Consider the following 25281-nt stretch of genomic DNA (forward strand, 5'->3'; position numbering starts at 1 on the left):
GACATGCGGGCGAGGGGCGCAGGATGAGAGTGCGGACGGTATATAAGGCCAAAAAGAGAAAGGGTTGGTGCTTTTACACCAGCGAGGCGCACTGTAGGGTGGCGCTATGAAGTGGAACCTGCCCAATATCCTTACGCTGTTGCGTCTGATCGCAGCCCCGATGGTGGCAGTCATGTTTCTCTATTTTACGCGGCCTTATGCGGATTGGTTTGCCTTACTGTTGTTCGTCTCTGCCGCTGTGACCGATTGGTTTGATGGCTATCTGGCGCGGGCCTGGAAGCAGGAAACCAAGCTGGGGGCCATGTTGGATCCGATTGCGGACAAAGCCATGGTGGTGATTGCGCTGATGGTGATCATCGGCTTTTCCAGCTGGTCGCCCTGGTTGGTCCTGCCCGCGACTGTCATCCTGTTTCGCGAGGTTTTCGTTTCAGGGCTGCGCGAATTTCTAGGCGATGTGGCAGGCACGTTGAAAGTGACAGCTTTGGCCAAGTGGAAGACCACCTTCCAGATGACGGCAATTGCCGTCTTGTTCAGTCACGGGGTGTTCGAGCATTATCTGGGTATGTCAGTATTTGGAATGGACGAAGAGTTGATCGGCGCGATCCTGAGCGGGGCGGAGGAGGATGTTCTCGGTCTGGGGTGGAAGCTGACGGGCATGGAATGGGCCGGACGTATCGGGCTTGCGCTGTTGTGGATTGCAGCGGCTTTGACTGCGATCACCGGTCTGGATTACTGGTTCAAGGCATTGCCGCATGTGCGGGAGGGGCGTTGATGGATATTCTTTATTTCGCATGGGTACGGGAACGCATCGGCCTGCCGCGCGAAACGGTTGAAACGCAGGCCGGAACCGTTGCTGATCTGGTGGCGGAATTACGGAAACGGGAAGATCGTTATGATCTGGCGTTCTCCGATCTGAGCGCCCTGCGCGTGGCGGTCGATCAAAAGCTCACCGATTTCGATGCGTCCTTGGCCGGTGCGCGCGAGGTGGCGTTCTTTCCACCGATGACAGGCGGATAGGTTCTTGCGGATCTCGGTTCAGGAGAGCCCCTTTGATTTGGGCAAGGAAACCGCGGGTTTCTCTGCCGGGCGTAAGGATATGGGTGCCTTGGTGACCTTTACGGGCGTTGTGCGGGATTTGCCCGGCGACCCCTTGCAGGCGTTGGAAATCGAACATTACCCCGGCATGACCGAAGCCGCCCTGACCGAGATCGCCGAACAGGCGATGGCACGTTTCTCGCTGGGGGATGCATTGGTTATTCATCGCTACGGGCGGTTGGTACCGGGCGAGATGATCATGATGGTTGCCACAGCGGCCCCCCATCGCAACGATGCTTTTGACGGCGCGGAATTCCTGATGGACTACCTGAAATCACGCGCACCATTCTGGAAGCGCGAAATTACGGCGACGGGAGCAGATTGGGTTGCCTCGAAAGCCGAAGACGAAGCCGCGTTGGACCGCTGGTAGCGCTCAGCGTTTGCTTGAGAACGCTTCGCCCGCGGGGGCTGAGGTGTTTGACATGCTCTCGATATAGGCGCGCATTTCTTCGGCCTCGTGGCGCGCATCGCGCAGGCCTTCCATGGCGGCACCCAATTCGGCTTCGGTCTGGGACAGCTGATTGGTCAACTCTGCTTCGCGTTGCTGCAAATAGGTGATCGCCTGATCGCGGGTCTCTTCGGCCTCGTGCAATTCCTGGCTCATCCGGTCCAGTTGGGCCACATCATCCGCAGCCACGCGGGTGAACCTGTGCAAAAGCCAGTTCGCGAACCATCCCAGACAGAAAGCCACAAACAGGATGATCGCTGTAGCGAGGACGAATTCAGTTCTGCTCATCTGACGCACCTTCTTGGGTCGATTCTTCCGTGGTATCGCTGGTTTGCGTCACCGATTCCAGCGTTGTTTGCCCCGGTTCCGATACGGTATCTGGCCGGATCAGGCGAAATTCGATGCGGCGGTTGGCTTCGCGCCCGGCTTCGGTATCGTTGCTGGCAATCGGGTTGTCTTCGCCATAGCCCTGGGCGGTAAATGTGCCGGTCAGAACCCGGCGGGCGCGTAGCTCGTTCAGGACCGATTCCGCACGGCTTTGGCTGAGGGCGAGGTTCATTGTTTCGCGGCCCTGGCTGTCGGTATAGCCTTGGATTTCCAAAGGAAGATCGCCGCAGCGTTTCAGGATTTCCGCGATATCATCCATAATCGAAAGTGCAGAAGAATCTATGGTCGCAGACCCCGGTTCAAAGTTGATCTTGCCTGTGGTCAGGATCGCGCCGATTTCTGCCTCGCATTCGTCAGGCGTGGGCAGGCCGAGCACGGGATCAAGCTTTTCAAGATAGCTGACGTCGATATTATAATCCGCACCGTCGCCCAGTTTGCCGGCCAGAAGGGCCGCAATTTCAGTGCCTGCGTTGGGGTTGCCGGTGTTCCCTGTCACTGACATCGTGTCGGGGGTCATTCGAACGGTCCCATTGCTCAGCGCAGAGAGGGCCTCGAGCCCTGCAAGCACGCGGCCTGCCCAATCCGAAGGCAGCCCTTCGGCGATCCGGGCGGCGGTATAGACATTGTCCGAGCCAAAGCGCGCCTTGGCGTAGCTGCTGGCCAATTCCCGCAGGCCCACGTCGCTGACGCGGCCACGCAATTGCACCTGTCCTTCGGGGCTGAGGGTCGCGGTGAATTCCGGCGGCCCTTCGTTCGGATCCTGAACCTTGGGCAAGGTGGAGCGTAGGGCGAAGACATCCGGCAGCGCGTTTTCAAGTTCGCCCACAACGCGGTCGAACAGCGCCTGGTCCGTGCCCGGCATGGCAGTGAGTGAAATGTCAGCATCGGCAAAGCTGACAGAGCCGCCCTCCAGATCCTTAATCGCAGTGATGGCTTGGGCGACAGCCTCTGACCATGTGGGGCTCGGGACACCCATGCCGACCACGCAGGGCGGCGTGCCCGTGACACCTGCACGAGTTGCTGCGGCGAGAATACGCACACGGGCCTCTTCGGTATCAGCAGAACAGGCATCAAAGCGCGCGCCCTCGTCGTCGATCTCGAAGCGCAGGGTGAAAGGTGTAATGACGGGGCGCGGTGCGGCGATGTCCAGAACCAGTGAGACGGTTGGCGGTGTCGCCCTATTCAGCTTGCGCTCCATCTCGGCCTTTTCTTCGGCACTGTCGGCGTTGGCGGTGATCGACACGCGGCCCGCTTCAACGGAAGCTTTGGCGCTGGGTAGCTGCGCCATCGCGGAAATGGCAAAGGCCAGCGCCTCTTCCCAGCCGTCAGGGGCGGGATAATCGGCTTTCTCCAAGAGATCGGCTACGTTTGTTTCACCCGCCATCTGAGAGAACCGTTCAATCGCTTTCTCGCGGTCGGTGCTGGTGGGGATCAGGCCGATGATAGAAATACCGCTGGCATTGCGCAAAATCTCTGCGGAAAAACGGGGCGGGGCGATGGCGGCTTGCGCTTCGACATCCATTTCATCAATCACACGCGCCGCGTCGACGATAGAGCCTGCGGTGGTCAGCGCCTTAAAGCGGACAGCTTCGGTCGGAGCGATCCCTGCGAGGGTGACTTGGAGGCCGTCGGCTTCGACTTCGGCCCATGTCATGCCTTCCTCGTCAAGCGCATCGCGGACGCCAATTTCGGATGTTTCCTCAATCAGTTGCACGCTGAAGTTCGCGGCCACCAAAGAAACAACGGCGGCGGCAAAGAACGTCATGGCGATGATCAGCAAGGAAGACAGACGCATGAGCGATTAAGATCCTGTTTAGTTTTGTCGTTGATACGCTCCACCGGACCTCGGTGCAATCACGCCAGCAAGGCTGCGGCGAAAAACAACAGCGGTATCATGCCGGTATCACGGTTAACCCGGAACAATTGCAGCATTTTTGCGGGATTGTTGACGTCGATCCCCCGTAGTTGCCACGCCATATGCCAACCCATTGCCCAGGGGCCGCCGAGTGCGAGGACCAGCGCGAGGATAGAGGCATTTGGCATCGCGCTAAAGATTACAGCAAGGCCCATCAGGCTGACAGTCGCCACCAAGAACCAGCGCAACCATTGCGGAGAGTTGTCTCCAAAAAGTCGGGCGGTGGATTTGACCCCGATCAGGGCATCGTCTTCGGTATCTTGGTGGGCATAGATTGTATCGTAGTAGAGCGTCCATGCGATGCCCGCAGCATAAAGGAACACTGCAGGGAAATTCAACGCGCCGGTATGGGCGGTCCAAACCAGCAAGGCACCCCAGTTGAAGGCGAGGCCGAGAAAGACCTGGGGCCACCATGTGAAGCGCTTGGCAAACGGATAGATCGTAACAAGCAAAAGCGACAACACTCCAAGGCCAACCGCCGCCCAATTGAAAGTGAATAGAATCGCCGCGGCCAGTAGACACTGGATGACCATCCATGCGATTGCTCTCACTATGGAAACCTGACCGGAGGGGATCGGCCGCGAACGGGTACGGGCCACTTGCGCGTCAATGTGGCGGTCAGTGATGTCATTCCAGGTACACCCCGCGCCACGCATCAAAAAAGCGCCGATGCCGCAGCCGGCAAAAATCCACAAGTCTTCCCAACGCGGGCTTTGGTCATAGAGGATCGCTAATGCCAGCCCCCACCAGCATGGCAACAACAAAAGCCATGTGCCAATGGGCCTGTCAGCCCGGCTAAGCCGCAGATAGGGGCGGAAGGAGGCCGGCGCATAGCGGTCCACCCAATTGTCCGATGGAGCATCCGCGACCGGGGCATCTGGTGATGGGGGCGTGACTTGCATATATCGGTCCCATGAATGCGAAAATCAGACTTTATGTAGAGCACCCTTTGGGTGCGGGGCAATCGGTTCCTTTGGGCAAGGGACAGGCGCATTACCTTTTTGGGGTCATGCGGCAGACGGTCGGCGGTGCGGTCTTGCTGTTCAACGGGCAAGACGGTGAATGGCGTGCCGAGATTGCGGAGGCGGGCAAGCGCGGTGGCGTGTTGGCCTGCACCGAGCGAACGCGCCCGCTGCAGATGCCGCCCGATCTGTGGTTGATGTTCGCGCCGATCAAAAAGGCGCGTACGGACTTTATCGTCGAAAAGGCGGCGGAAATGGGTGCGGCGCGGATCGTGCCGGTGATGACGGAGTTCACCAATGCAGGCCGCGTGCAGCGCGACCGTTTGCAGGCCCATGCCGTGGAGGCAGCAGAGCAATGCGGTGGCACCTATGTGCCCGAAGTCGCCGAACCAGTGAAATTTCGCGCCCTGCTGGATCGCTGGCAAGCACCGCGTCAGATTATGTTTTGCGACGAGGCACTCGCGGGTGACTCCGCCATCCTGCCGGATGTTATCGGACCCTGGGCGGTGCTGATCGGGCCCGAGGGTGGGTTTTCGGAAGCGGAGCGCACACGACTGCATCGGTTCGACCATGCTCATCCCGTAACCCTTGGCCCAAGAATTTTGCGAGCGGACACCGCGGCAGTGGCGGCGCTGACGGTCTGGCAGCAGCGGTTGGGGGATTGGACATGAGTGGCGTGCGTGTTTTTCAGGCGGTGTCGGGTATTTTCAAAAGGGTGAAGCAGGGGGGCGGCGCATCATGACCTTCTTCTGTCCTGAGGCGCAGGCCGCTGTCTGGCGCTGGCGCGAGGCGATTGCCGGTGGTGTGCTGGCACTATTGGGGTTCTGGCTGGTGTCGGGGCCGGGGTTTTTGCTGGCCGTGCCGGGCTATGCGGCGCTGGGCTGTGGCGTGATGCTGGGCTGGCTGGGCGTGCAGCGCGGGCGGTTTCGCGGTGCAGATGGGGGCGTGGGTGCCGTACAGGTGGACGAAGGACAAGTGAGTTATTTCGGTCCGTTGACAGGCGGCACTGTGGCTTTGCGCGAGCTGGAGAGTCTGACGCTTGATGGTAGGATGTTTCCTGCGCACTGGCGGCTGGTGCAGCGCGGGGGGGACGCGCCGCTGTTGATCCCTGTAAATGCGGCCGGTGCAGAGGCGCTGTTCGATGCTTTCGCCACCCTGCCGGGACTGCGCACCGAACGGATGTTGACCACTCTCAAAGCCGATCCACAAAGTGCTGTCGTTATCTGGCAACGGGATCCGACGCAAAGTTCGCATGCTTTGCTGCATTGACACCTTCACGAATTCCGCCCATCCCTGAGCGTTCAATTCCAAGCTTTCGAGGTCACCTTTATGTCTATTCCTCAATCCGGCGGTGGCCCCATTGAACGCCGCGAGCAACTTGCTGAATTCCTCGCCGAGGGATGCAAGCCGCGCGAAGACTGGCGGATCGGGACCGAGCACGAGAAGTTCGGCTATTGCAAAGATACGTTCAAGCCGCTGCCCTATGAAGGTGAGCGCTCGATCCGGGTGATGCTGGAAGGATTGCGGGACAAACACGGCTGGAGCCCTGTCGAAGAGGGCGGCAAGCTGATCGGATTGGAAAAGGGCGGGGCTAACGTCTCGCTCGAGCCCGGGGGCCAACTGGAATTGTCAGGCGCTCCGCTGGAGACCATCCACGAGACCTGCGATGAGGTGAACGCGCATCTGCGCGAGGTCAAGGATGTGGCCGATGGCATTGGCGCGGGCTTTATCGGCTTGGGGGCTGCGCCCGAATGGACCCATGACCAAATGGATCTGATGCCCAAGGGCCGCTACAAATTGATGAACGACTATATGGGCCGCGTGGGTACCATGGGCCGCGTAATGATGCGCCGGACCTGTACTGTGCAGGTCAATCTTGATTTCGGGTCCGAGGCAGACATGGTGCAAAAGATGCGCGTGTCCTTGGCGTTGCAGCCTGTTGCCACAGCCCTGTTTGCCAATTCACCGTTTTTCGAGGGTAAGCCAAACGGCTATAAATCACTGCGCTCCATGGTCTGGCGCAATCTGGATGCGGCGCGCACAGGCATGCTGCCGTTCGTTTTTGACGAAGGGTTCGGGTTCGAAGCCTGGGTCGAATATGCACTCGATGTGCCGATGTACTTTGTCTACCGCGACGGGAAATATGTAAACGCGCTGGGCATGTCGTTCCATGATTTTCTGGACGGCAAACTGCCCGCGCTACCCGGCGAGACACCGACGCTGAGCGATTGGGCCGACCACCTGACCACCGCTTTCCCGGAAGCGCGTATGAAGAAATACATCGAGATGCGCGGCGCGGATGGCGGGCCGTGGCGCCGGCTGTGCGCCCTGCCTGCATTCTGGGTTGGTCTGATGTACGATCAGACCGCGCTTGATGGGGCGTGGGATCTGGTCAAGAACTGGACGCCTGCGCAGCATGACGCATTGCGCGTTGCCGCTTCGGTCGATGGGCTGCAGGCACAGGTCACCGGCATCAACATGCACGAGATCGCGCGCGAGGCGCTGGCGCTGTCAGAAGCCGGGCTGAAGGCGCGCGCCAAGACGGGCGCGGGGGGCATGGTGCCGGATGAGACACATTTCCTGAACACGCTCAAGGAAAGCGTCGAGAGTGGCAAAGTGCCTGCCGATGAAATGCTCGAAGACTATCATGGCAAATGGCAGGGCGAACTAAGCCGGATCTACGGCGATTACAGCTATTGACGCTAGCCGCTTGCCGGTTGGTAGGGCTGCTATAGTCCGCACCAGTGATTGGGTGCAGAGCTTAGGGGTTCTGCCCCAGAACACGCTGGCGGTATAGGGCTTTGACCTCTTCCGCGCCCGCCTCTCTGCGCCGGGTCTGTTCCTCTGCCGTCTCTTCGAACAGATGCGCATAGCCGGCAAAGGGGTTGTTCTTGTTGTCTTTCTTCTTTTTGTACTGAAGCGCAGACACTACGGCAGGGCCATAGATGTTATCCTGGGTATAGGACGGCAGGATGTTGATGAGCGTGTGCAGGGCCGCTGTCAGGAAAGGCGTGATCACGAGCGTACCGGCCACGAAGACAAAGCCGAAGGTATGACCGCTTTCGCCCTCGATCTCGGTTGTGACACTGCGGACCTCGCGGCGCACATCGACGGCACCGCTATGGGCATAAATTTCGGCCAGCAGACTCGAGACTGCTTCGCTGCCCATGGTTTGAAAGGCCTGCGCAATGGCGAACATTTCCTGCCAGAAAGCTTCGGGTGCGAAAAGGAACAGCATGACGGGATGGATGATATTGCCGATCTCATCGGGGCCATCGCTGATGCCTGTCAGGCTCGATTGCATCATCGCGCCCAGCAAGCCGCACATCAGAACCAGCCCGGAAATCATTGAAATGGCGGGCAAGAGCACCAGAAAGCCTGTTTTGTTCCGGTCATGCAGGCGGCGCATGTTCAGCGAAAGGCGCGGGATCAGCGTGATCAGAAAAATGATGGCGGATTCGTAATAGAGCGGGCTCAGCGGCGGGATGGTTCGGTTGACGAGAAACCCGTAGACCTCCTGCACGTCGCCTTTGAGAGTGATAAAGATGAAAAACCAGATGACTGGTACGACCGCCCAATATTCAAACAGCGTTGCCCGCGACTGGAATTTGAACGCGCGAAACGCAAAGTTCTCATAGTTGGAGAAAAACTCTTTCATCAAAATAGCCCCGTATATGCCAATCTGATTTGAGGGGTAGATCGGGTTCAAGACCTTATTGAGGCAGACGTGTGGTTTTTTCAGTCACTCCCGTTCTGATTGCGCTCGGCAATTCTCTGAACCGAGTCACGCAGACTTTTGGGGTACAAATGCGCGGACGAAAGCAACCACCTTTGCGCTGGGCATTTCGCAGGGGTACAGCTGCGCGCCTTTCGACAGCTCGTACAGGTTCAGGCTGATATAATCACTGCCGCCCAGTTCTTCCGCGACCAGTTTTGTCGCCCGACCCGCGCTGAACAGGCTTTTCGTTGCGATGTAGCGTTTGCCGGATGCCGTGCCGATTGTTGACCCTTCGCGCCATGACGCCAGACGGGCCACCACATCTGCGGGGGGTGTCACCCCTTTTGGCCGATCTTCGGCTCGATGCCTGCCTTGATGCGTTCGATGTTTGCGCGGTGCCGGACATAGAGCAGTACAGTCAGGGCGATGCCAAGGATCAGCATATAGCCATAGCCGGTCAGGACCATCAGGATCGTAGACAGCGAGGCCGCCGCAAGCGCACCCATGGAGGACACGCGTGTCACGGCCACTGCAACCAGCCAGCACAGGCAGCATCCGATGCCAACAGGCCAGGCCAAGGCCAGCATGATGCCGAGGAAAGTGGCGACACCTTTGCCGCCATTGAACTTGAGCCAGATCGGAAAGCAATGGCCCAGCATAGCGGTCAGTGCGGCCAGTTGCGCCGCGTCTTCGCCCGCCATTGCGCGGGCCAGCAGCACGATCACCGCCCCCTTCGCGCCATCCAGTACAAGCGTCAGTGCGGCAGCGGCTTTGCTTCCGGTGCGCAGCACATTGGTGGCCCCTATGTTGCCAGACCCGATTTCGCGCAGGTTGCCCAGCCCCATGAAGCGGGTCAAAATCATGCCAAAGGGGATCGAGCCGGCAAGGTAGCCCAAGACCGCCCAAAGGATCAGAACGGTCAGAGAAGATTCAATCGGTGGCATCACTCGACCTCAAATACAGAACGCCCTGCGACGTAGGTTGACAGCACCTTACCCTGCATGCGTGTCCCGTCAAAAGGGGTGTTGCGCGATTTTGAGCGGAGTGTTGCACGGTCCATGACAAAGGGCGCATTGGCATCGAAAAGCACCAGATCAGCCGGGGCCCCTGCGCTGAGCCGCCCGCCGGGCAGGCCCAGACGGCGGGCAGGATTGAACGAAAGCGCACGCCAGAGTGTGGCGAGATCCATCAGGTCGGCATGGACCAGACGTAGGGCGGCAGGCAGCAGAGTTTCAAGCCCCACGGCTCCGGATGCCGCTTCCTCGAAGGGCAGGCGTTTGGATTCCTCGTCTTGCGGTGTGTGCATCGAACAGATGATGTCGATCAGGCCGCTGGCGACGGCTTCGGCCACTGCAAGGCGGTCTTCCTCGTCACGCAGGGGGGGCTTGAGCTTGAAGAACGTGCGGTAGTCCGCCACGTCCAGTGCGTTCAACGTAAGGTGATGGATGCCAACACCAGCGGTGATATCCAGCCCGTTGGCTTTGGCGCGCGCCAGCGCAGGAAGGGCGCGGGCGGTGGTGATCTGGTCGGCGTGGTACTTGGCACCGGTCATCTCGATCAGCGCGATATCACGGTCGAGGCCCATACGCTCGGCCATGGGCGACACGGCAGGCAACCCGCGCAGCGAGGCGAACTTGCCAGACGTCGCCGCGGCCCCCTTGCTCAGCGTCGGTTCCTGCGGGTGCGCGATGACCAGTGCACCCAGACTTCGGGCATAGGTCAGGGCACGGGCGAAGACCTTGGTATTGCTGATAACATGATCGCAATCGGTAAAGGCCGCGGCCCCTGCATCCATCAGGAAACCGATTTCGGTCATCTCATGGCCCGCGCGCCCCTTGGTCAGGGCGGCCATCGGGATGACATTGACCGGAGCGGCCTCATTGGCGCGGCGGGTCACAAATTCGAGCACTTCGGGGCTGTCGATGGGGGGATCTGTATCGGGCCGCGTGATCATTGTGGTGATTCCGCCAGCCGCCGCCGCCATGCCGGCACTGCGGTAGCTTTCCTTGTGCCGCTCCCCCGGTTCGCAAACCTTCACGCCCAGATCAACGATACCCGGTGCGAGGTATTTTCCCTGACAGTCGATGATTTCGGCGTTATCGGGCAGAACTTCCAGACCCTGCGAAACATCCGTGATCCGGCCGTCCTGAACGCTGAGCGCCCCGTCAAATACATTGCCTGCTTCGGGGTCGATCAACTTGGCATTGATGAAATGCAACGTCATGGCATGCCTTCGGGTTATATCGGTTCGCGCTGTCTTGCCTTAAATGGCGCAGCAAACCAAGAGGGTTTCGTGCTAATGAGGGTCAGGCATCCGGGCCGCGTCAATTTGGGCAGCAGCCTCTGCCGGATAGGCGAGATCGCGCATCACCATGCGCTGACCTGACTGTAGTTTGATGATCACATGGCTGCCAAAGTGCAGACGCACATCAGCCACCTCGGACAAAGAGATCTGCGCACGCCCGTCGATGCTATCATGGATCAGATAGCCTTGGGCGACCTGCCACATATCGGTCCGCATCTGCCGCCAGCGCGTCACGTCTTCCAGAAAAAAACCAGCGGTCAGCACCAGTGCGACCAGGATTCCCCAACTACGGGGCAAATCGAACCAGATCGAAAACGCCAAAGCGACCGCGAGCAGGGCGGCAAAGGTCAGGCCTGCATTGAGCATCACGCGGCGCAAGAACCTTTGCCGCGAGGGAACCCAGCTGAGACCATCAGGGGCTAGGCGATCCAATACATCATTCCAGCAATGCCAAAGGCAACCAGCAGAGCGATCATGGCGATCCGACCGGACATTTTGGGATCAGGCTTGGGTTCTTGCATCAGGGTTCCTTTGGTTTCAGAAGCGATTAGGCCAGCGCCCACCACAGAACGAGCAGCACCAGCAGGATCAGCGCCCCTACGATCAGCGATCCGCCCCGGCTTCGGTCGGACGTTTTGGCGGGCATCACTCTTGCCTTCCCTGTATAGGGTTGCGCGGCGTCTGCTTCCAGCGCGATAGGGGGCGTATCGTCTGCTTCCTGGGCGTAAGTTCCGATCAGCGTGAGAGGGGCCGCAGGTGTCAGGGTCGTAGCATTGCCGCCGAAGGACAGCGAATGGACCAGCATGACCCAGCCATCCAAAGCAGCAAGTCTGCTACTGTCGCGCTGCAGGTCCGCATCGGGTGCGTCGGTGCCTTCACGCAGGTATCCGGCCAACCCCAAATCGCCCAAGTCGCTTACGGCAAAGACTTCGATGCCAGCGGGGTTCAACCCTTTGGCGCCCAGCAACGCCATCTGCGCATCCGGGTCCTTGCTCAGCTTGCGTGCTTCCGAAGCTGGCATCGACAGCGAAAAGACACGGGTGGTGCCCAGTTCGCCTGATTTTACGGGAATGGCTGCCATGTCAGACTTCCTCCAATGCGGGTCGGTTGCTGCGCAGGTTTGCCGCCAGCAAGTCCATCGCAGCCATTCGAACGGCCACACCCATTTCGACCTGATCCTGAATAACGCTGCGGTTGATGTCGTCGGCCAGCGTGCCGTCAATCTCGACGCCGCGGTTCATCGGGCCGGGGTGCATCACAATGGCGTCGGGTTTGGCGTGGGCGAGCTTTTCGGCGTCCAACCCGTAGCGGTGATAATATTCCCGCTCGGAGGGGATGAACCCGCCGTCCATACGTTCCTTCTGGAGGCGCAGCATCATCACCACATCCACATCGCGCAGCCCTTCGGCCATATCGTCAAAGACTTCGACACCGAAGTCCGCGATTCCCGAGGGCATCAGCGTGGGCGGGCCGATCAGGCGGATGCGGTTCTCCATCTTGCCCAGCAGCATGATGTTGGAGCGGGCGACGCGACTGTGCGCAATATCGCCGCAAATGGCGATGGACAGCCGGTGCAGACGCCCCTTGGCCCGCCGGATTGTCAGCGCATCCAGCAGCGCCTGTGTTGGATGTTCGTGCCGCCCGTCGCCTGCGTTCAGCACGGCGCAGTTCACCTTTTGCGCCAGCAAATCCACCGCGCCTGACTGCGGGTGGCGCACCACCAGCAAATCGGGGTGCATCGCATTCAGCGTCATGGCGGTGTCAATCAGCGTTTCGCCCTTTTTGATGGACGACGCCTGCATCGCCATGTTCATCACGTCCGCGCCAAGGCGTTTGCCCGCGATCTCGAAACTGGCTTGCGTGCGGGTGGAGTTTTCAAAGAACATGTTGATCTGCGTGAGCCCGGCCAGCGCGTCGCTGTGTTTGGCAGGTTGTCGATTCAACTCGGCATAGCTGTCGGCCAGATCGAGGATGGTGATGATGTCGGTCTGTGACAGATGTTCGATGCCAAGCAGATGACGGTGGGGATAGGACATATGCGCGCTGACCTCTGGCTGCTGTTGCCTGTCTTATAGAGGGCGCGGCGTCCCGGCGGCAAGGCATGCGCTTGCAATCGGCGGGCCTTGTCTTTGTCATTTAGGTTGCTCCGTTCTCGCGATAAGCTGGGTGCATGGAATCAAGCAGCTTTCAACACGACCGCGCTTTGCTGGACTGGCAGATCGAACTTGGTGCGACCGAGGCGATCTGCGATGCGCCGGTGAACCGCTACGAAGTGCCCGCCGCTGTACCAAAGCCTGCTGCTCCTCAAGCGCCCACAAGCCCTATGGTGCGAACCGCCGCCGCCGATCCAGTAGCGGTGGCCGAAAGCATGGCGGCAGCCGCGCAATCTTTGGCCGATTTGCGCGATGCTCTGGCTGCCTTTGACCATTGCGCCCTGAAAAAAGGCGCGCGCAATCTGGTGTTTTCTGACGGTGTGCCGGGGGCCAAGGTGATGCTGGTGGGCGAAGCACCGGGACGCGATGAAGACCGCGAGGGTCGTCCATTTGTAGGCCGCGCGGGCCAGTTGCTCGACCGGATGCTGGGTGCCATCGACATGGGTCGCACCGACGCGAAAGCGCCGGTCTATATTACCAATGTCCTGCCGTGGCGCCCGCCACAGAACCGCGATCCCAAGCCCGATGAAATCGCCATGATGAAGCCATTCCTCATGCGTCATATCGAGCTTGCTGCCCCGCAGGTGCTGGTGATCGTGGGCAATTGGTCCTGTCAAGCACTTTTGGGCAAGAAAGGCATCACCCGCCTTCGCGGGGAGTGGACGCAAGCCGCAGGACTGCCTGCGCTGCCGATGTTCCACCCTGCATATCTGCTGCGCTCGCCCGAATTCAAACGCGAGGCTTGGGCCGATCTGCTGAGCCTCAAGGCGCGGCTCAGGGATGGTTGATCCGCTCACCCTTGCGGCCTTTGTGCCCGCCGCGCTGATCATGAACCTGACGCCGGGGGCCGATATGATGTTCTGTCTGGGGCAGGGGCTGCGCTCTGGTCCCAAGGCCGCCGTTATGGCCAGTGCGGGTATCTCTGCGGGCGCATTTGTGCATGTGACGCTTGCGGGGTTGGGCCTTGGCGCGGTGATCGCGGCGCACCCCTGGACCTTTGATGTGATCCGCTGGCTCGGTGTGGCCTATCTGCTTTGGCTCGCGGTGCAGGCCTTACGCAATACCGGCCAAGCGCGCGCATCGGGGCCGGGGCTGTCTGTTTGGCGGGCCTTTGGAACCGGTTTGATGGTTAACCTCACCAACCCCAAAATTATCTTTTTCGTGCTTGCCTTTATCCCGCAGTTTGTCGTGCCGGAAGCAGGCAGCGTGGTAGGGCAATTTTTATTGTTCGGGGCGGTGCTGGCCTTGGGTGGTTTCGTGATCAATGCTATCGTCGGAGCTTTCGCCGCGCGGATCGGCCAGACGCCGGGTCGCTTTGCCGCTGCCTTCTCTTGGGTATCCGCTGGAATTTTCGTAACACTTGCCGCCCGACTTGCAGTATTGGAACGCGCATGAGCCGTATTGACGAGACCGCCGAATTTATTCCCGTCCGCATTGCCGTGCTGACCGTGTCTGATACCCGCGATCTATCGCAGGACCGCTCGGGCGAAGTGCTGGTCCAGCGTATCGCAGAGGCGGGGCACGAATTGGCAGAGCGGCATATCCTGCCCGACGAGCGCGACCAGATCGCCGACCAACTGCGCCTGTGGTGTGCGGATGATGCCATTGATGTGGTGATCAGCGCTGGCGGCACGGGGTTAACGGGCCGCGATGTCACGGTCGAGGCACACCGCGATGTTTATGAAAAAGAGATCGACGCCTTCGGTACAGTGTTCACCATCGTGTCGATGCGAAAGATTGGCACCTCTGCGGTACAAAGCCGCGCCACGGGCGGGGTGTGCAACGGAACCTACCTCTTTGCGCTGCCCGGATCGCCCGGCGCGTGCAAGGATGCCTGGGACGAAATCCTGCTGAAACAACTGGATTACCGCCATAAGCCCTGCAATTTTGTGGAAATCCTGCCACGGCTGGACGAACATCACCGTCGAAAATAGAGCCTCGCGATTTTGTGCGACGGAAATTTGCCGCGCCTGCGTATAACAGTTGTCGCTTGGTATTTAATGCCAACCGATTAAATACTTGTGTGACAAAGTCTTGGGACGGATAGAAATGCGGTTCTTGCGGCAAAGCATGATTGGCCTTTTCCTTGCGGCGGCAACGCTGGGACTGCTGGTGTTCTCCGTGAGTTTGATCAGCGGCGCGGTGCAGGAACGCATGGCCGAAGAACCCAAGGCACCGCCCGCACGCGAGCGGGTATTCACAGTCAACGTTGTTACGGCGCAGGCAGAGACAGTGGTGCCGGTCCTCGAAAGCTTTGGCGAAGTGCAAAGTCGGCGGTTACTGGAACTGAGGGCCGCTGACGGAGGTCGCGTCGTCGAACTGGCCGAGGGGTTCGAGGATGGTGGCAAGGTGCGCAAGGGGCAGGTGCTGGTTCGCCTTGATCCCGCAGATGCGCAATCAGCGGTCGACCGTGCGCAAAGCGATGTGGCTGATGCCCTGGCCGAAGGGCGCGATGCAGCGCGGTCGCTGACGCTGGCACAAGCTGAGTTGGACGCCACGCAAGACCAGGCGGTTTTGCGTGAACGCGCGTTCGAGCGGCAGCGGGGTTTAGCAGATCGCGGCGTGGGCACGGCTGCTTTGACCGAAACCGCCGAACTTGCGGCTTCTGCCGCGCGGCAGGCGGTTGTCTCGCGCAGGCAGGCCGTGGCGCAGGCGGAGGCGCGGTTGGACCAAACCGAAACCCTTCTGGCGCGTGCCCGCATTGCACTGGCAGAGGCGGAACGGCGCTTGAAAGATACAACCCTGACTGCGCCGTTTGACGGTACTTTGTCAGCGACAGATGTGGTCGAAGGGCGGCTGGTTTCAGCCAACGAGCGTTTGGCTGAGTTGATTGATCCTCAGGATCTTGAAGTATCGTTTCGCCTGTCCACCGCGCAATATGCGCGGCTGCTGGATGACACGGGCGCGTTGATCCGCGCTGATGTAAGCGCGACGCTTGATGTGGCCGGTGTCGATCTGGAGGCCAAGGGCCGTATCAGCCGTGCCAGCGCAGCGGCGGGCGAAGGTGCGTCAGGGCGTCTGATCTTTGCAGCCCTTAGCGATGCAGTAGGCTTCAAGCCTGGCGATTTTGTGACCGGGCAGGTGCAGGAACCTGCGTTGGACAATGTCGTGCGCCTGATGGCTTCGGCAGTTGATGCGAGCGGCGAGGTTCTGGTGTTAGATAACGAGAACCGACTGGAAGCAGTCGCCGTGTCGGTACTGCGGCGGATCGGTGATGAAGTCCTGGTGCGTGGCCCGATACTCGGTCGGCAGGTGGTCGAGGCGCGTTCGCCGCTGTTAGGCGCGGGCATTTCGGTGAAACCTATCCAACGCGACGCCGCGGACACCGCCCCCACCGAGCCTGAGATGCTGGAACTTACAGAAGAGCGGCGTGCCCGCCTTGTGGCCTTTGTCGAAGGCAACAACCGCATGCCCGACGAAGCGAAAGCCCGCGTACTGGCGCGTTTGGCAGAGCCGCGGGTCCCCGCCAACATGGTTGCGCGGATCGAAAGCCGGATGGGGGGCTAAGGGATGGCACGTGCGATGCCCAAGGCGGCAGGGGGTATCCTGTCCTATTTTGTCCGGCACCGCACAGCGGCCAATCTATTACTGGTCCTGCTGCTGGTTTCCGGCATCGTGGCGACGCCCAACATGCGTGCGCAGTTTTTTCCCGACGTGATCGTTGATAACGTGACCGTCACGACCATCTGGGACGGCGCTGGCGCTGATGATGTAGACACTGCCATTGTACAAGTGCTGGAACCCGCGCTTCTGGCGCTTGAGGGGGTTGAGGGCTCTAACAGTACATCACGCGAAGGCCGTGCTACGGTCAGTCTGGACTTCGAACCGGACTGGGACATGTCCCGCGCCGCAGCGGATGTGCAGACTGCCGTGGATGCCATCACCACCCTACCGGAAGAGGCCGAAGAACCGACTGTGCGGCGCGGTGCCTGGCGCGACAGGGTAACGGATGTGGTGATCACCGGCCCTGTCGCACCCGAGCAATTGGGCCGTTTCGCTGATGAATTTGTAACCCGGCTTTTTGCCGCCGGAGTGACGCGTACCACGATACAAGGGGTCGCCGCGCCACAGACCTTGGTCGAGGTGCCGTCGTCGAAACTGATCGCCTATGATGTAACGATGGGCCAGATCGCCGCTGCGATTGCGGCCGAAGTCGATGCAGACCCGGCAGGCGATGTGACGGGCGCGAATGCCCGTGTACGCACAGGCACCGCCAAACGAAGCGCGCAGGAAATATCAGGCATTGTGCTGCGCTCGAACCCTGATGGGTCCAAACTGACAGTAGGCGATGTGGCGATTGTCCGCTCCGAAGGGGTGGACCGCAATCAGAAGTTCTTTGTCGGGCCGAACCCCGCAATGTCGGTGCGCGTGGACCGTTCTGACAAGGGTGATGCCATCGGCATTCAGGAATCGGTCGAAGAGGTCGCGGCTCAGTTGCAAGCCAGCTTGCCCGCGTCGGTTACGCTTGAACTGATCCGTACCCGATCAGAGGCGATCACCGGGCGTTTGAACCTTCTGATCGACAATGGATTGATGGGGCTCGCCCTTGTTGTTGGGCTGTTGTTCTTGTTTCTCAATGCCCGCACGGCATTCTGGGTTGCTGCAGGTATTCCCGTCGCGATGGGGGCCGCGATTGCCCTAATGTATTTGGGCGGGATCACGCTGAATATGATCTCACTGTTCGGTCTGATCATAACGCTGGGGATCGTGGTCGACGATGCCATTGTGGTGGGCGAACACGCAGATCACAGGTACCGGCAATATGGCGAAAGTCCGATGGAAGCCGCCGAAAATGCAGCGGCGCGTATGGCGATGCCGGTCTTTGCGGCGACGCTGACCACGGTGATTGCCTTTTTCGGGCTGGTCGTCGTGGGCGGGCGCTTTGGTGATCTGATCCGCGACATTCCTTTTACCGTGATTGCGGTGCTGACCGCCTCGCTGGTGGAGTGTTTCCTGATCCTGCCCAATCACATGGCCCATGCAATTGCTTCGGCAAACAAGGACCATTGGTACGATCTGCCCAGCCGTGTGGTGAACAGTGGCTTTGTCTGGATGCGCGAGACCCTGTTTCGGCCCTTGATGGCCGGGGTGATCCGGGCGCGGTATGTGGTGCTGGCTGGCGTGCTTGCGGTGCTGGCCTCACAGGTTGCCCTGTTTATCTCGGGCGATGTGCAGTGGCGCTTTTTCAATGCGCCGGAGCGGGGATCAGTCACCGGCAACTTCATGATGACCGAAGGAGCGACCCGCGAAGACACGCTTGAGATGATGCGCGAAATGCAGCGGGCGACCGAAGAGCTTGGTGCTGAATACGCCGAGCGCTATGGTGCCAATCCGCTGGATTATGTGATCGCGCAGATCGGCGGCAACACCGGCTATGGTCTGGCCGGGGCGGATGCCAAAGACGCCGATCTACTGGGCGGCATTTCGATCGAGCTCATTGACGCTGATCTGCGCCCCTATTCCAGCTTTGCCTTTGTGGGCGAGTTGCAGGATCGTGTGGTCAATCACCCGATGGCCGAAACTGTCAGCTTTCGCGGCTGGCGCTCTGGCCCCGGCGGTGATGCGTTAGACGTGCAGTTTTACGGTGCGGATACAGATACGCTCAAGGCCGCGTCAGAAGACCTACAAGATGCGTTGCGCCAATTCCCCGAAGTCAGCGCTGTGCAGGACAATTTGGCCTATGACAAGGAAGAGTTGATCCTTGATCTGACCCCTCAAGGGCAGGCGCTTGGCTTTACCATCGACGCGCTGGGCACGACCCTGCGGCACCGCTTGGGCGGGATCGAGGCGGCGACCTATCCCGACGGGCCGCGTTCTGCCACGATACGCGTTGAACTGCCCGAGGGCGAGTTGACGGCAGACTTCCTGGACCGCACGCAGATGCGCACGCCTGAGGGGCAATATGTGCCGCTGGCCGATATCGTCAGTGTCGAGCGGCGCACCGGTTTTTCGACGGTCCGGCGCGAGAATGGCATCCGGCTGATCTCGGTCACGGGCGACATATCAGAGGATGATCCCGCCCGCGCCACCGCGATCGGGGAAGCGCTGGAAGGCGATATACTGCCGCGCATCGCTTCCGAGCGGCAGGTTGAGTTTCGCATCGCAGGCCTGAGCGAACAGGAGGATGAATTCCTCAGCGATGCGCTGACGGGTCTGATCCTGTGTCTGACGGGCATCTATCTGGTACTGGCGTGGATATTTGGCAGTTGGTCACGGCCCACGGTCGTCATGGCAATCATTCCCTTCGGATTGGTCGGGACAATCTATGGCCATCATCTATGGGATGTACCGCTGAGCATGTTTACAGTGGTGGGTCTGCTGGGCATGACCGGGATCATCATCAACGATTCTATCGTGCTTGTCCGAACCATTGACGAATATGCCGAAACCCGGGGCCTTGTGCCGTCAATCATTGACGGGGCAGCGGACCGTTTGCGGCCCGTACTTCTGACCACGCTGACCACCGTATTAGGTATGGCACCGCTGCTTTATGAACAAAGCCAGCAAGCACAGTTTCTGAAGCCTACCGTGATCACGCTCGTTTACGGACTGGGCTTTGGCATGCTGTTGGTCCTGCTCGTAGTGCCCGCATTGATCGCGGCGCAGCATGATGTGGCGCGCCAGATCGGGGCGATGCGCCGGGGGTTGCGCGCGCCTGTGCGCTCGATGCGGATAGGGTTACTGGCGCTATGGGCGGTGTTGTTGGGATGGGGCGCACTGACGCTGGGCTGGGCCGCTTGGTTCGGAACATTACATCCTTGGGCAGCGCAGACCTTCCCGATGTTTGGCACCATGTCACCAGTCGTCGCCGGACTCTTGCTCTTTGTTCTGGGTGCGGCTGTGGTGGCTTTTCTGGGCTACGGGGTCGCGGGCATCACCTTTGCGGCGCGCCGGAAACGGGCCGCCTGAGAACCGCGTAGCTTCAGCCTGCTGTGCAGCCCTTGATATCGACTGCATGTTTTGACCCAAGTACTGTGAATCGGATCGCCGAACGGTCAAGCGCCATCGTCGTACCTGCGCCGGGGATCATTTCCCCGACGGCGATCAGACTGTTGCCGTTGCGGGTCACATCTGTTTCGCTCATCCACATGCCCGATTGGCCGGGCTCAATGATCACGACTTCGCCGCGCCCAGCAGAGGACATATCCAACCGCGCCGTAATCTCGAAGCCTGCTTCAGTCGGGCGCAGACTGCAGGTCGCACCACGTACACCGGCCTCCTTCGCGCTCAGCGGTCGGGAGGCAAGCGCACCGGCGATAGCGGCGGTCGGTTTGCCATTTGTGCTGCGCAACTCAAGGTTCAGCTGCATCTGATGCGGCACGCAGATGTCACTGCAAACACCCAGTTCAAGATCAAGTGCAAGGGTCATCGGTGCGCCCGCTGTGTGGGGCGCAAGTGCGAGTGGAAGCACGACCTGATCGGAATAGCCAATCGTGCGCATGCCGGCGGTGGCAAAGACCTCGGGCCGGGGCCAGGTGATACCCACAGCACGCAGGTTGTCAGAGCCGGACCAGTCGAATGACGGCGGGATACCAGCATCACCGGGTGCACGCCAATAGGTTTTCCACCCCGGTGCCAGCGTCAGCTTGATCGCGGCAACCCGCGTGCCGTCAGGTTGTTGCCAACCTTCAAGGATCTGGCCTGTGATCGGCACAGTAAATGTGTCGCTGGCTTGAAGCGGCAAAGCGCTTGCACAAGCGAGGGTGAGGGCAGTGGCGAGCATTTTCATCATCGCGCTTTGATGCGTCAAAGCGAGACCGGTGCCAAGTCACGAATGCTTTAACGATGTTTCGTCGCAAAGGCGATTTCCCTTCGACGCGCCCTTGTCAGTCCTGCGTTGCCCATGCATCCTTTAGGTCACATCTAACCCGGAGACTGTCTTTCTATGACCTCACCCGCACTTGATCTGACTGGTAAATTACTGATCGCGATGCCGGGCATGGGGGATCCGCGCTTTGCGCATACGGTCATCTTCATGACGTCCCATACCAAAGAGGGCGCGATGGGGTTGGTGATAAATAGACCTGCCGACGGGATGCGGTTCAAAGACGTGATGGATCAGCTTTCATCCGATGTTGGTCCGTCGACCCCTGCAATGGCGGTGCATCTGGGCGGTCCGGTCGAAACCGGGCGCGGCTTTGTGCTGCATTCGGATGACTATCTTTCGGCGCTGAATACCCTCGGGGTCAGGGGCGGTTTCGCGCTGACGGCGACGCTGGATATTCTGGAGGACATCGCGCAGGGCAACGGACCAAAGAAAGCCATCCTTGCCATGGGCTATTCCGGCTGGGGGGTAGAGCAGTTGGAGGGTGAATTGGCGCAGAACGGCTGGCTGACGGCGGATGCCACGCCGGAACTGGTGTTCGATTTACCGGATACAGAGAAATGGTCCGGCGCGCTGCAGTCACTCGGGGTGGACCCTCTTTTGCTGTCTGCGGATGCGGGGCGGGCCTAGCGCGGGGCGGCAGCTCGTGCCAGCCGATCATTGATCGCGCGGCCAAGTCCTTGCATTGGGATCGGAGCAACAGCAATCGGGAGCGCCCGCGCATCGAGTTGGTGGAGGTGATCGAACAGGTTGGCAGCCGCCTCAACCAGATCACCCGTAGGTGAGAGGTTTAAGGCACCATTGACATCACCGAACCCCAACATGAGTTCGCCAGGTTGAGCCTCCAAGGCGTTCAGGCGTACGGTAGCAGCAGGCGCATAGTGCGATGTCATCTGACCGGGCGCTGTGATCGCGTCGCTATCCGCAGAAGAGGCTAAAGTCCGGCCCAAAATCTGCTCGATCGCTTCATGGGCCAATCCGCCGGCCCGAAAGAGGGTAGGGCCTTCTGTAAGACCGATGATGGTGCTTTCCATCCCGACCGCACAGGCGCCGCCGTCTACCACGGCGGAGATACGTCCCGACAGGCCGCTGATCACATGCTGTGCTGTTGTCGGGCTGATCCGGCCTGAAGGATTTGCGGACGGGGCCGCGATTGGCCCGCCGAAGGCTTGTAACAAGGCTTGCGCCGTGGGGTCGGCAGGCACGCGCAGGGCTACGCTGTCCAGTCCAGCGGTCACGAGCGAGGACAGCCCATGATTTGTTGCAAGCGGCAGGACCATTGTCAAAGGGCCGGGCCAAAAGGCATCGGCCAATGCCTGCGCCGTATCCGACCAAAGCACAAAGTCCTGCGCTTGCGAAACCCTTGCCACATGCACAATCAGCGGATTGAAACTTGGCCTGCCTTTTGCCTCGTAAACCCGTGCAACGGCCTCTCCGTTGCGCGCGTCTGCACCAAGCCCGTAAACAGTCTCTGTGGGGAACGACACCAGCGCACCCTCGCGCAGCAGGTCAGCAGCGCGGACAATGCCTGTGGCATCGGGAAGCAGTGTTTCGGTCTGGATTGTCATATGGTCGACTTGGGCCCCGTGACGCGGCGTTTGGATTGCTTGAAGGGGCTTGCCCCTTATGGTTTGAATGACGAGCCATTAACAGGGCTGCGTCCGGCGTGCCAGCCGCGACCGCCCTTTGGAGGAGACAATATATGACCTACCGGGCTGCCGTAAATGACTACCGCTTCTTGATTGATCATCTGCTGGACGCCGATGCGCTGCGCCAGACCGAGCTTTTCTCAGAAGCGACGGAAGACGTAACTGCCGCGATCCTGTCAGAAGCGGGCAAGATGTGTGACGAGGTATTGGCCCCGCTGCAACGCCCCGGTGATCTGCATCCCGCGCGGCTGGAAAACGGCGTGGTTCGGACGTCGCCCGGGTTTAACGAAGGGTTCAGAGCGATTGCAGATGGCGGTTGGATCGGAATGTCGGCAGATCCCGAATATGGCGGCATGGGGCTGCCGATGATCCTGACCAGTGCGGTTAACGAGATGATGAGCGGTGCCTGCCTGTCGCTGCAACTGGCCCCGATGCTGACCCAAGGCCAGATCGAGGCGCTGGAGCATCACGCTTCGGACGCGCTGAAGGCGATGTATCTGCCAAAGCTGACGTCTGGCGAATGGACCGGCACGATGAACCTGACAGAACCGCAGGCGGGGTCGGATGTGGGCGCGTTGAAGTCCAAGGCCGTGGACAATGGGGATGGCACCTATGCTGTGACGGGGCAAAAGATCTATATCACCTGGGGCGATCATGATGTGGCCGAGAATATCTGCCATCTGGTGCTGGCGCGGATACCCGGCGCGCCCGAAGGCACGAAGGGCATCAGCCTGTTTCTGGTGCCCAAGTTCATTCCCAACGAGGATGGTACGGTTGGCCCCCGCAACGGTGTGAGCACCGTCAGCCTCGAGCATAAGCTGGGTCTACACGGATCCCCCACCGCCGTGATGCAATATGACGATGCAACCGGATGGCTGGTCGGGCCGGAGCAGGGCGGCATGGCTGCGATGTTCTCGATGATGAATAACGCGCGGCTGGGCGTCGGGACGCAAGGCATCGGCGTGGCCGAGGCGGCGTTCCAGCACGCGCTCAGCTATGCGCTGGACCGCAAGCAGGGGCGTACTCCGAATGAACCGTCTGGCAGCATCATCGGCCATGCGGATGTGCGCCGGATGCTGTCGACGATGAAAGCTGAAATCTTTGCGGCGCGGGCCATTGCGATCAATTGTGCCTATGCCATCGACCGCGCAAACGCCGAAAAGGATGCGGCGTGGTCGGCCCGTGCCGCGCTGCTGACCCCCATTGCCAAGGCCTTTGGCACGGATGTCGGTATCAAAATGGCCGATATGGGCGTGCAGGTGCATGGCGGCATGGGCTTTGTCGAAGAAACCGGTGCCGCGCAATTCTTGCGTGATGTGCGCGTGACCTCGATCTACGAAGGCACCAACGGCATTCAGGCGATGGACCTTGTAGCCCGTAAAATGATGGACGGGGGTGAGGCGGCGATGGCCCTATTTGACGAAATGGAAGAGGAAGTCGAGGCCGCCCGCGCGCGTTTTCCCCGCATGTCGGAGGCGGTCTGGCAATCTATCGAGAGCATGCGCGAGGCGACCGAATGGCTGGTGGCGCAAAGCGATATGAACGACCGTTTTGCTGGCGCGGTGCCCTACCTGATGGGCTTTGCCCGCGTGCTGGGCGGTCAATTGCATCTCAAGGCGGCGATGGCTGACCCCGATGGGCCGCGGGCCCATCTCGCGCGGTTCTATATCCACTGGCTGCTGCCTGAACATGAAGGCATGTTGGTACAAGCTCAAACCGGTGATGAGACTCTATATGCCATCACACCAGAGGCATTGTCCGCCTGATGCCTGATATTGCCCCCGCCGGTCTGCGCTATCCCTGGGATACTCCGCCTGCGCATGGAACCGAAGCCATCGAAGTCGCTCCCGGTGTGCTCTGGCTGCGGATGCCGCTGCCAATGAAGCTCGATCACGTCAATATCTATGCCTTTGACGAGGGCGACCACTGGACGGTGATCGACACCGGCTTTGCGTCGAAGACGTCCAAAGGGATTTGGGCGCAAGCGATGGCCGGCCCCTTGGGCGGCAAGCCTGTGGGCCGGGTTGTGGTCACCCACCACCATCCCGATCATATCGGGCTGGCAGGCTGGTTTCAGACCGAACACGGGGCCGAACTGGTGACCACCCGCACCGCATGGCTGACGGCACGGATGCTGACCCTGGATGAACAGACAGTCGCCCCTGTCGAAACGCTCGATTTCTACCGGTTGTCCGGCATGGCTCGGGAAATGCTTGATAAACGCGCCACGGACCGGCCTTTCAACTTTTCCGATATTGTGGCTCCTCTGCCGTTGGGTTTCACCCGGATCAAACAAGATGACACCATTCGTATCGGCGGGCGTACATTTGACGTGCATATGGGCAATGGCCACGCCCCCGAACACGCAACGTTCTGGAGCCAGGACGACAACCTTGTGATCGCCGGAGATCAAATTCTGTCCTCGATCAGTCCTAATGTGGGCGTCTATTCAACCGAGCCTATGGCTGACCCGATCGGGGAGTGGTTGGAAGCCTGCGAACGGCTTGCGCCCCTGGCGCGTGCAGATCATCTTGTGCTGGGTGGGCACAAACTGCCCTTTACCGGGTTGCCCAAACGCATGGAGCAGTTGATCGAGAATCACCACAGCGCATTGCGCCGGTTGCTCGACTCGATCGCCGAGCCGAAAGCGGCATCCGAATGTTTCGGCACGCTGTTCAAGCGCAAGATCGGTGAGCCGGAATATGGGTTGGCGCTGGTTGAATCGGTGGCGCATCTAAGCCACCTTCACCAGACAGGCCTTGCCACCCGCAGCCTGCGGGACGCAGATGGTGCATGGGTCTATCAGCGCAAGGGATGATGCGGC

At 60.2% G+C, this 25281-nt stretch carries 26 protein-coding genes; 14 read left to right on the forward strand and 12 right to left on the reverse strand.

Annotation, left to right across the window (positions count from 1 at the left end):
- Positions 1-106: 106 nt before the first annotated feature.
- From pgsA to Z945_RS0102805, 3 genes are read left to right on the forward strand one after another with little or no spacing between them, the layout of a single operon-like run.
- Positions 107-772, forward strand: a complete 666-nt coding sequence (pgsA, locus tag Z945_RS0102795; protein ID WP_025050598.1) for a CDP-diacylglycerol--glycerol-3-phosphate 3-phosphatidyltransferase — start codon at positions 107-109, stop codon at positions 770-772.
- Positions 772-1017, forward strand: a complete 246-nt coding sequence (gene moaD / locus Z945_RS0102800; protein ID WP_025050599.1) for a molybdopterin converting factor subunit 1 — start codon at positions 772-774, stop codon at positions 1015-1017. The genes pgsA and moaD overlap by 1 nt, the downstream gene beginning before the upstream one ends.
- A 4-nt stretch (positions 1018-1021) precedes the next feature.
- Positions 1022-1465: a molybdenum cofactor biosynthesis protein MoaE gene (locus tag Z945_RS0102805; RefSeq protein ID WP_025050600.1), complete on the forward strand. Its 444-nt coding sequence runs from the start codon at positions 1022-1024 to the stop codon at positions 1463-1465.
- Positions 1466-1468: 3 nt separating this feature from the next.
- Here the strand turns inward: Z945_RS0102805 and Z945_RS0102810 are convergent, their stop codons facing one another.
- From Z945_RS0102810 to ubiA, 3 genes are read right to left on the reverse strand one after another with little or no spacing between them, the layout of a single operon-like run.
- Positions 1469-1831: a hypothetical protein gene (locus Z945_RS0102810; RefSeq protein ID WP_025050601.1), complete on the reverse strand. Its 363-nt coding sequence runs from the start codon at positions 1829-1831 to the stop codon at positions 1469-1471.
- Positions 1818-3725 carry an OmpA family protein gene (locus Z945_RS0102815; RefSeq protein WP_025050602.1) on the reverse strand — a complete coding sequence of 636 codons (1908 nt, stop codon included), beginning with the start codon at positions 3723-3725 and terminating at the stop codon, positions 1818-1820. The genes Z945_RS0102810 and Z945_RS0102815 overlap by 14 nt, the downstream gene beginning before the upstream one ends.
- A gap of 59 nt (positions 3726-3784) precedes the next feature.
- Entirely contained in the window at positions 3785-4747 is a 963-nt protein-coding gene (gene ubiA / locus Z945_RS0102820; protein WP_025050603.1) for a 4-hydroxybenzoate octaprenyltransferase, read from the reverse strand.
- An 11-nt stretch (positions 4748-4758) separates the two neighbouring features.
- Here ubiA and Z945_RS0102825 point away from each other — a divergent pair, with 11 nt between their 5' ends.
- The 3 genes from Z945_RS0102825 to Z945_RS0102835 all read left to right on the forward strand — a co-directional run bounded on the left by Z945_RS0102825 (position 4759) and on the right by Z945_RS0102835 (position 7507).
- Positions 4759-5478, forward strand: a complete 720-nt coding sequence (locus Z945_RS0102825; RefSeq protein WP_025050604.1) for a 16S rRNA (uracil(1498)-N(3))-methyltransferase — start codon at positions 4759-4761, stop codon at positions 5476-5478.
- Between the two features lie 67 nt (positions 5479-5545).
- On the forward strand, positions 5546-6076 hold the full coding sequence (locus Z945_RS0102830) for a hypothetical protein (protein ID WP_025050605.1): 531 nt from the start codon (positions 5546-5548) through the stop codon (positions 6074-6076).
- A 60-nt stretch (positions 6077-6136) separates the two neighbouring features.
- Complete coding sequence (locus Z945_RS0102835; protein WP_025050606.1) at positions 6137-7507, forward strand: glutamate--cysteine ligase; 1371 nt, start codon at positions 6137-6139, stop codon at positions 7505-7507.
- Positions 7508-7568: 61 nt separating this feature from the next.
- Here the strand turns inward: Z945_RS0102835 and Z945_RS0102840 are convergent, their stop codons facing one another.
- The 7 genes from Z945_RS0102840 to Z945_RS0102875 all read right to left on the reverse strand — a co-directional run bounded on the left by Z945_RS0102840 (position 7569) and on the right by Z945_RS0102875 (position 12866).
- Complete coding sequence (locus tag Z945_RS0102840; protein ID WP_025050607.1) at positions 7569-8465, reverse strand: DUF805 domain-containing protein; 897 nt, start codon at positions 8463-8465, stop codon at positions 7569-7571.
- A gap of 126 nt (positions 8466-8591) precedes the next feature.
- On the reverse strand, positions 8592-8864 hold the full coding sequence (locus tag Z945_RS0102845; RefSeq protein ID WP_241434455.1) for a hypothetical protein: 273 nt from the start codon (positions 8862-8864) through the stop codon (positions 8592-8594).
- Positions 8861-9469 carry a glycerol-3-phosphate 1-O-acyltransferase PlsY gene (gene plsY / locus Z945_RS0102850; protein ID WP_025050609.1) on the reverse strand — a complete coding sequence of 203 codons (609 nt, stop codon included), beginning with the start codon at positions 9467-9469 and terminating at the stop codon, positions 8861-8863. The genes Z945_RS0102845 and plsY overlap by 4 nt, the downstream gene beginning before the upstream one ends.
- Entirely contained in the window at positions 9469-10749 is a 1281-nt protein-coding gene (pyrC, locus tag Z945_RS0102855) for a dihydroorotase (RefSeq protein WP_025050610.1), read from the reverse strand. Before pyrC ends, plsY begins: the two co-directional genes overlap by 1 nt.
- Positions 10750-10821: 72 nt before the next feature.
- Positions 10822-11199, reverse strand: coding sequence for a hypothetical protein (locus tag Z945_RS0102860; RefSeq protein ID WP_152541040.1), 378 nt, complete (start codon positions 11197-11199; stop codon positions 10822-10824).
- Positions 11200-11377: 178 nt separating this feature from the next.
- Positions 11378-11911: a hypothetical protein gene (locus tag Z945_RS0102870; RefSeq protein WP_025050612.1), complete on the reverse strand. Its 534-nt coding sequence runs from the start codon at positions 11909-11911 to the stop codon at positions 11378-11380.
- 1 nt (position 11912) lies between these two features.
- The gene (locus Z945_RS0102875) at positions 11913-12866 is read right to left on the reverse strand and encodes an aspartate carbamoyltransferase catalytic subunit (RefSeq protein ID WP_025050613.1); all 954 of its coding nucleotides are present in this window, start codon (positions 12864-12866) and stop codon (positions 11913-11915) included.
- Between the two features lie 134 nt (positions 12867-13000).
- Here Z945_RS0102875 and Z945_RS0102880 point away from each other — a divergent pair, with 134 nt between their 5' ends.
- The 5 genes from Z945_RS0102880 to Z945_RS0102900 all read left to right on the forward strand — a co-directional run bounded on the left by Z945_RS0102880 (position 13001) and on the right by Z945_RS0102900 (position 19892).
- Positions 13001-13771 carry a uracil-DNA glycosylase gene (locus tag Z945_RS0102880; protein ID WP_025050614.1) on the forward strand — a complete coding sequence of 257 codons (771 nt, stop codon included), beginning with the start codon at positions 13001-13003 and terminating at the stop codon, positions 13769-13771.
- Positions 13764-14378, forward strand: coding sequence for a LysE family translocator (locus Z945_RS0102885; protein WP_025050615.1), 615 nt, complete (start codon positions 13764-13766; stop codon positions 14376-14378). Before Z945_RS0102880 ends, Z945_RS0102885 begins: the two co-directional genes overlap by 8 nt.
- Complete coding sequence (gene moaB, locus Z945_RS0102890; RefSeq protein ID WP_025050616.1) at positions 14375-14917, forward strand: molybdenum cofactor biosynthesis protein B; 543 nt, start codon at positions 14375-14377, stop codon at positions 14915-14917. The genes Z945_RS0102885 and moaB overlap by 4 nt, the downstream gene beginning before the upstream one ends.
- A gap of 115 nt (positions 14918-15032) precedes the next feature.
- On the forward strand, positions 15033-16490 hold the full coding sequence (locus Z945_RS0102895; protein ID WP_025050617.1) for an efflux RND transporter periplasmic adaptor subunit: 1458 nt from the start codon (positions 15033-15035) through the stop codon (positions 16488-16490).
- Between the two features lie 3 nt (positions 16491-16493).
- A complete protein-coding gene (locus tag Z945_RS0102900; RefSeq protein WP_025050618.1) occupies positions 16494-19892 on the forward strand; it encodes an efflux RND transporter permease subunit in 3399 nt (1132 codons plus the stop codon).
- 13 nt (positions 19893-19905) lie between these two features.
- Here the strand turns inward: Z945_RS0102900 and Z945_RS0102905 are convergent, their stop codons facing one another.
- Positions 19906-20712: a protein-disulfide reductase DsbD domain-containing protein gene (locus Z945_RS0102905; protein WP_241434456.1), complete on the reverse strand. Its 807-nt coding sequence runs from the start codon at positions 20710-20712 to the stop codon at positions 19906-19908.
- Between the two features lie 156 nt (positions 20713-20868).
- Here Z945_RS0102905 and Z945_RS0102910 point away from each other — a divergent pair, with 156 nt between their 5' ends.
- On the forward strand, positions 20869-21438 hold the full coding sequence (locus tag Z945_RS0102910; protein WP_025050620.1) for a YqgE/AlgH family protein: 570 nt from the start codon (positions 20869-20871) through the stop codon (positions 21436-21438).
- On the opposite strand, the gene Z945_RS0102915 is transcribed toward Z945_RS0102910, so the two are convergent.
- Positions 21435-22376, reverse strand: coding sequence for an L-threonylcarbamoyladenylate synthase (locus Z945_RS0102915; RefSeq protein WP_025050621.1), 942 nt, complete (start codon positions 22374-22376; stop codon positions 21435-21437). The genes Z945_RS0102910 and Z945_RS0102915 overlap by 4 nt on opposite strands.
- A 134-nt stretch (positions 22377-22510) precedes the next feature.
- On the opposite strand from Z945_RS0102915, the gene Z945_RS0102920 reads away from it, so the two are divergent.
- Entirely contained in the window at positions 22511-24223 is a 1713-nt protein-coding gene (locus Z945_RS0102920; protein WP_025050622.1) for an acyl-CoA dehydrogenase, read from the forward strand.
- On the forward strand, positions 24223-25275 hold the full coding sequence (locus tag Z945_RS0102925) for an MBL fold metallo-hydrolase (RefSeq protein WP_025050623.1): 1053 nt from the start codon (positions 24223-24225) through the stop codon (positions 25273-25275). The genes Z945_RS0102920 and Z945_RS0102925 overlap by 1 nt, the downstream gene beginning before the upstream one ends.
- Positions 25276-25281: the final 6 nt, after the last annotated feature.

Origin of the sequence: Sulfitobacter noctilucae (assembly GCF_000622365.1) — a bacterium.
Taxonomy (GTDB): Bacteria; Pseudomonadota; Alphaproteobacteria; order Rhodobacterales; family Rhodobacteraceae; genus Sulfitobacter; species Sulfitobacter noctilucae.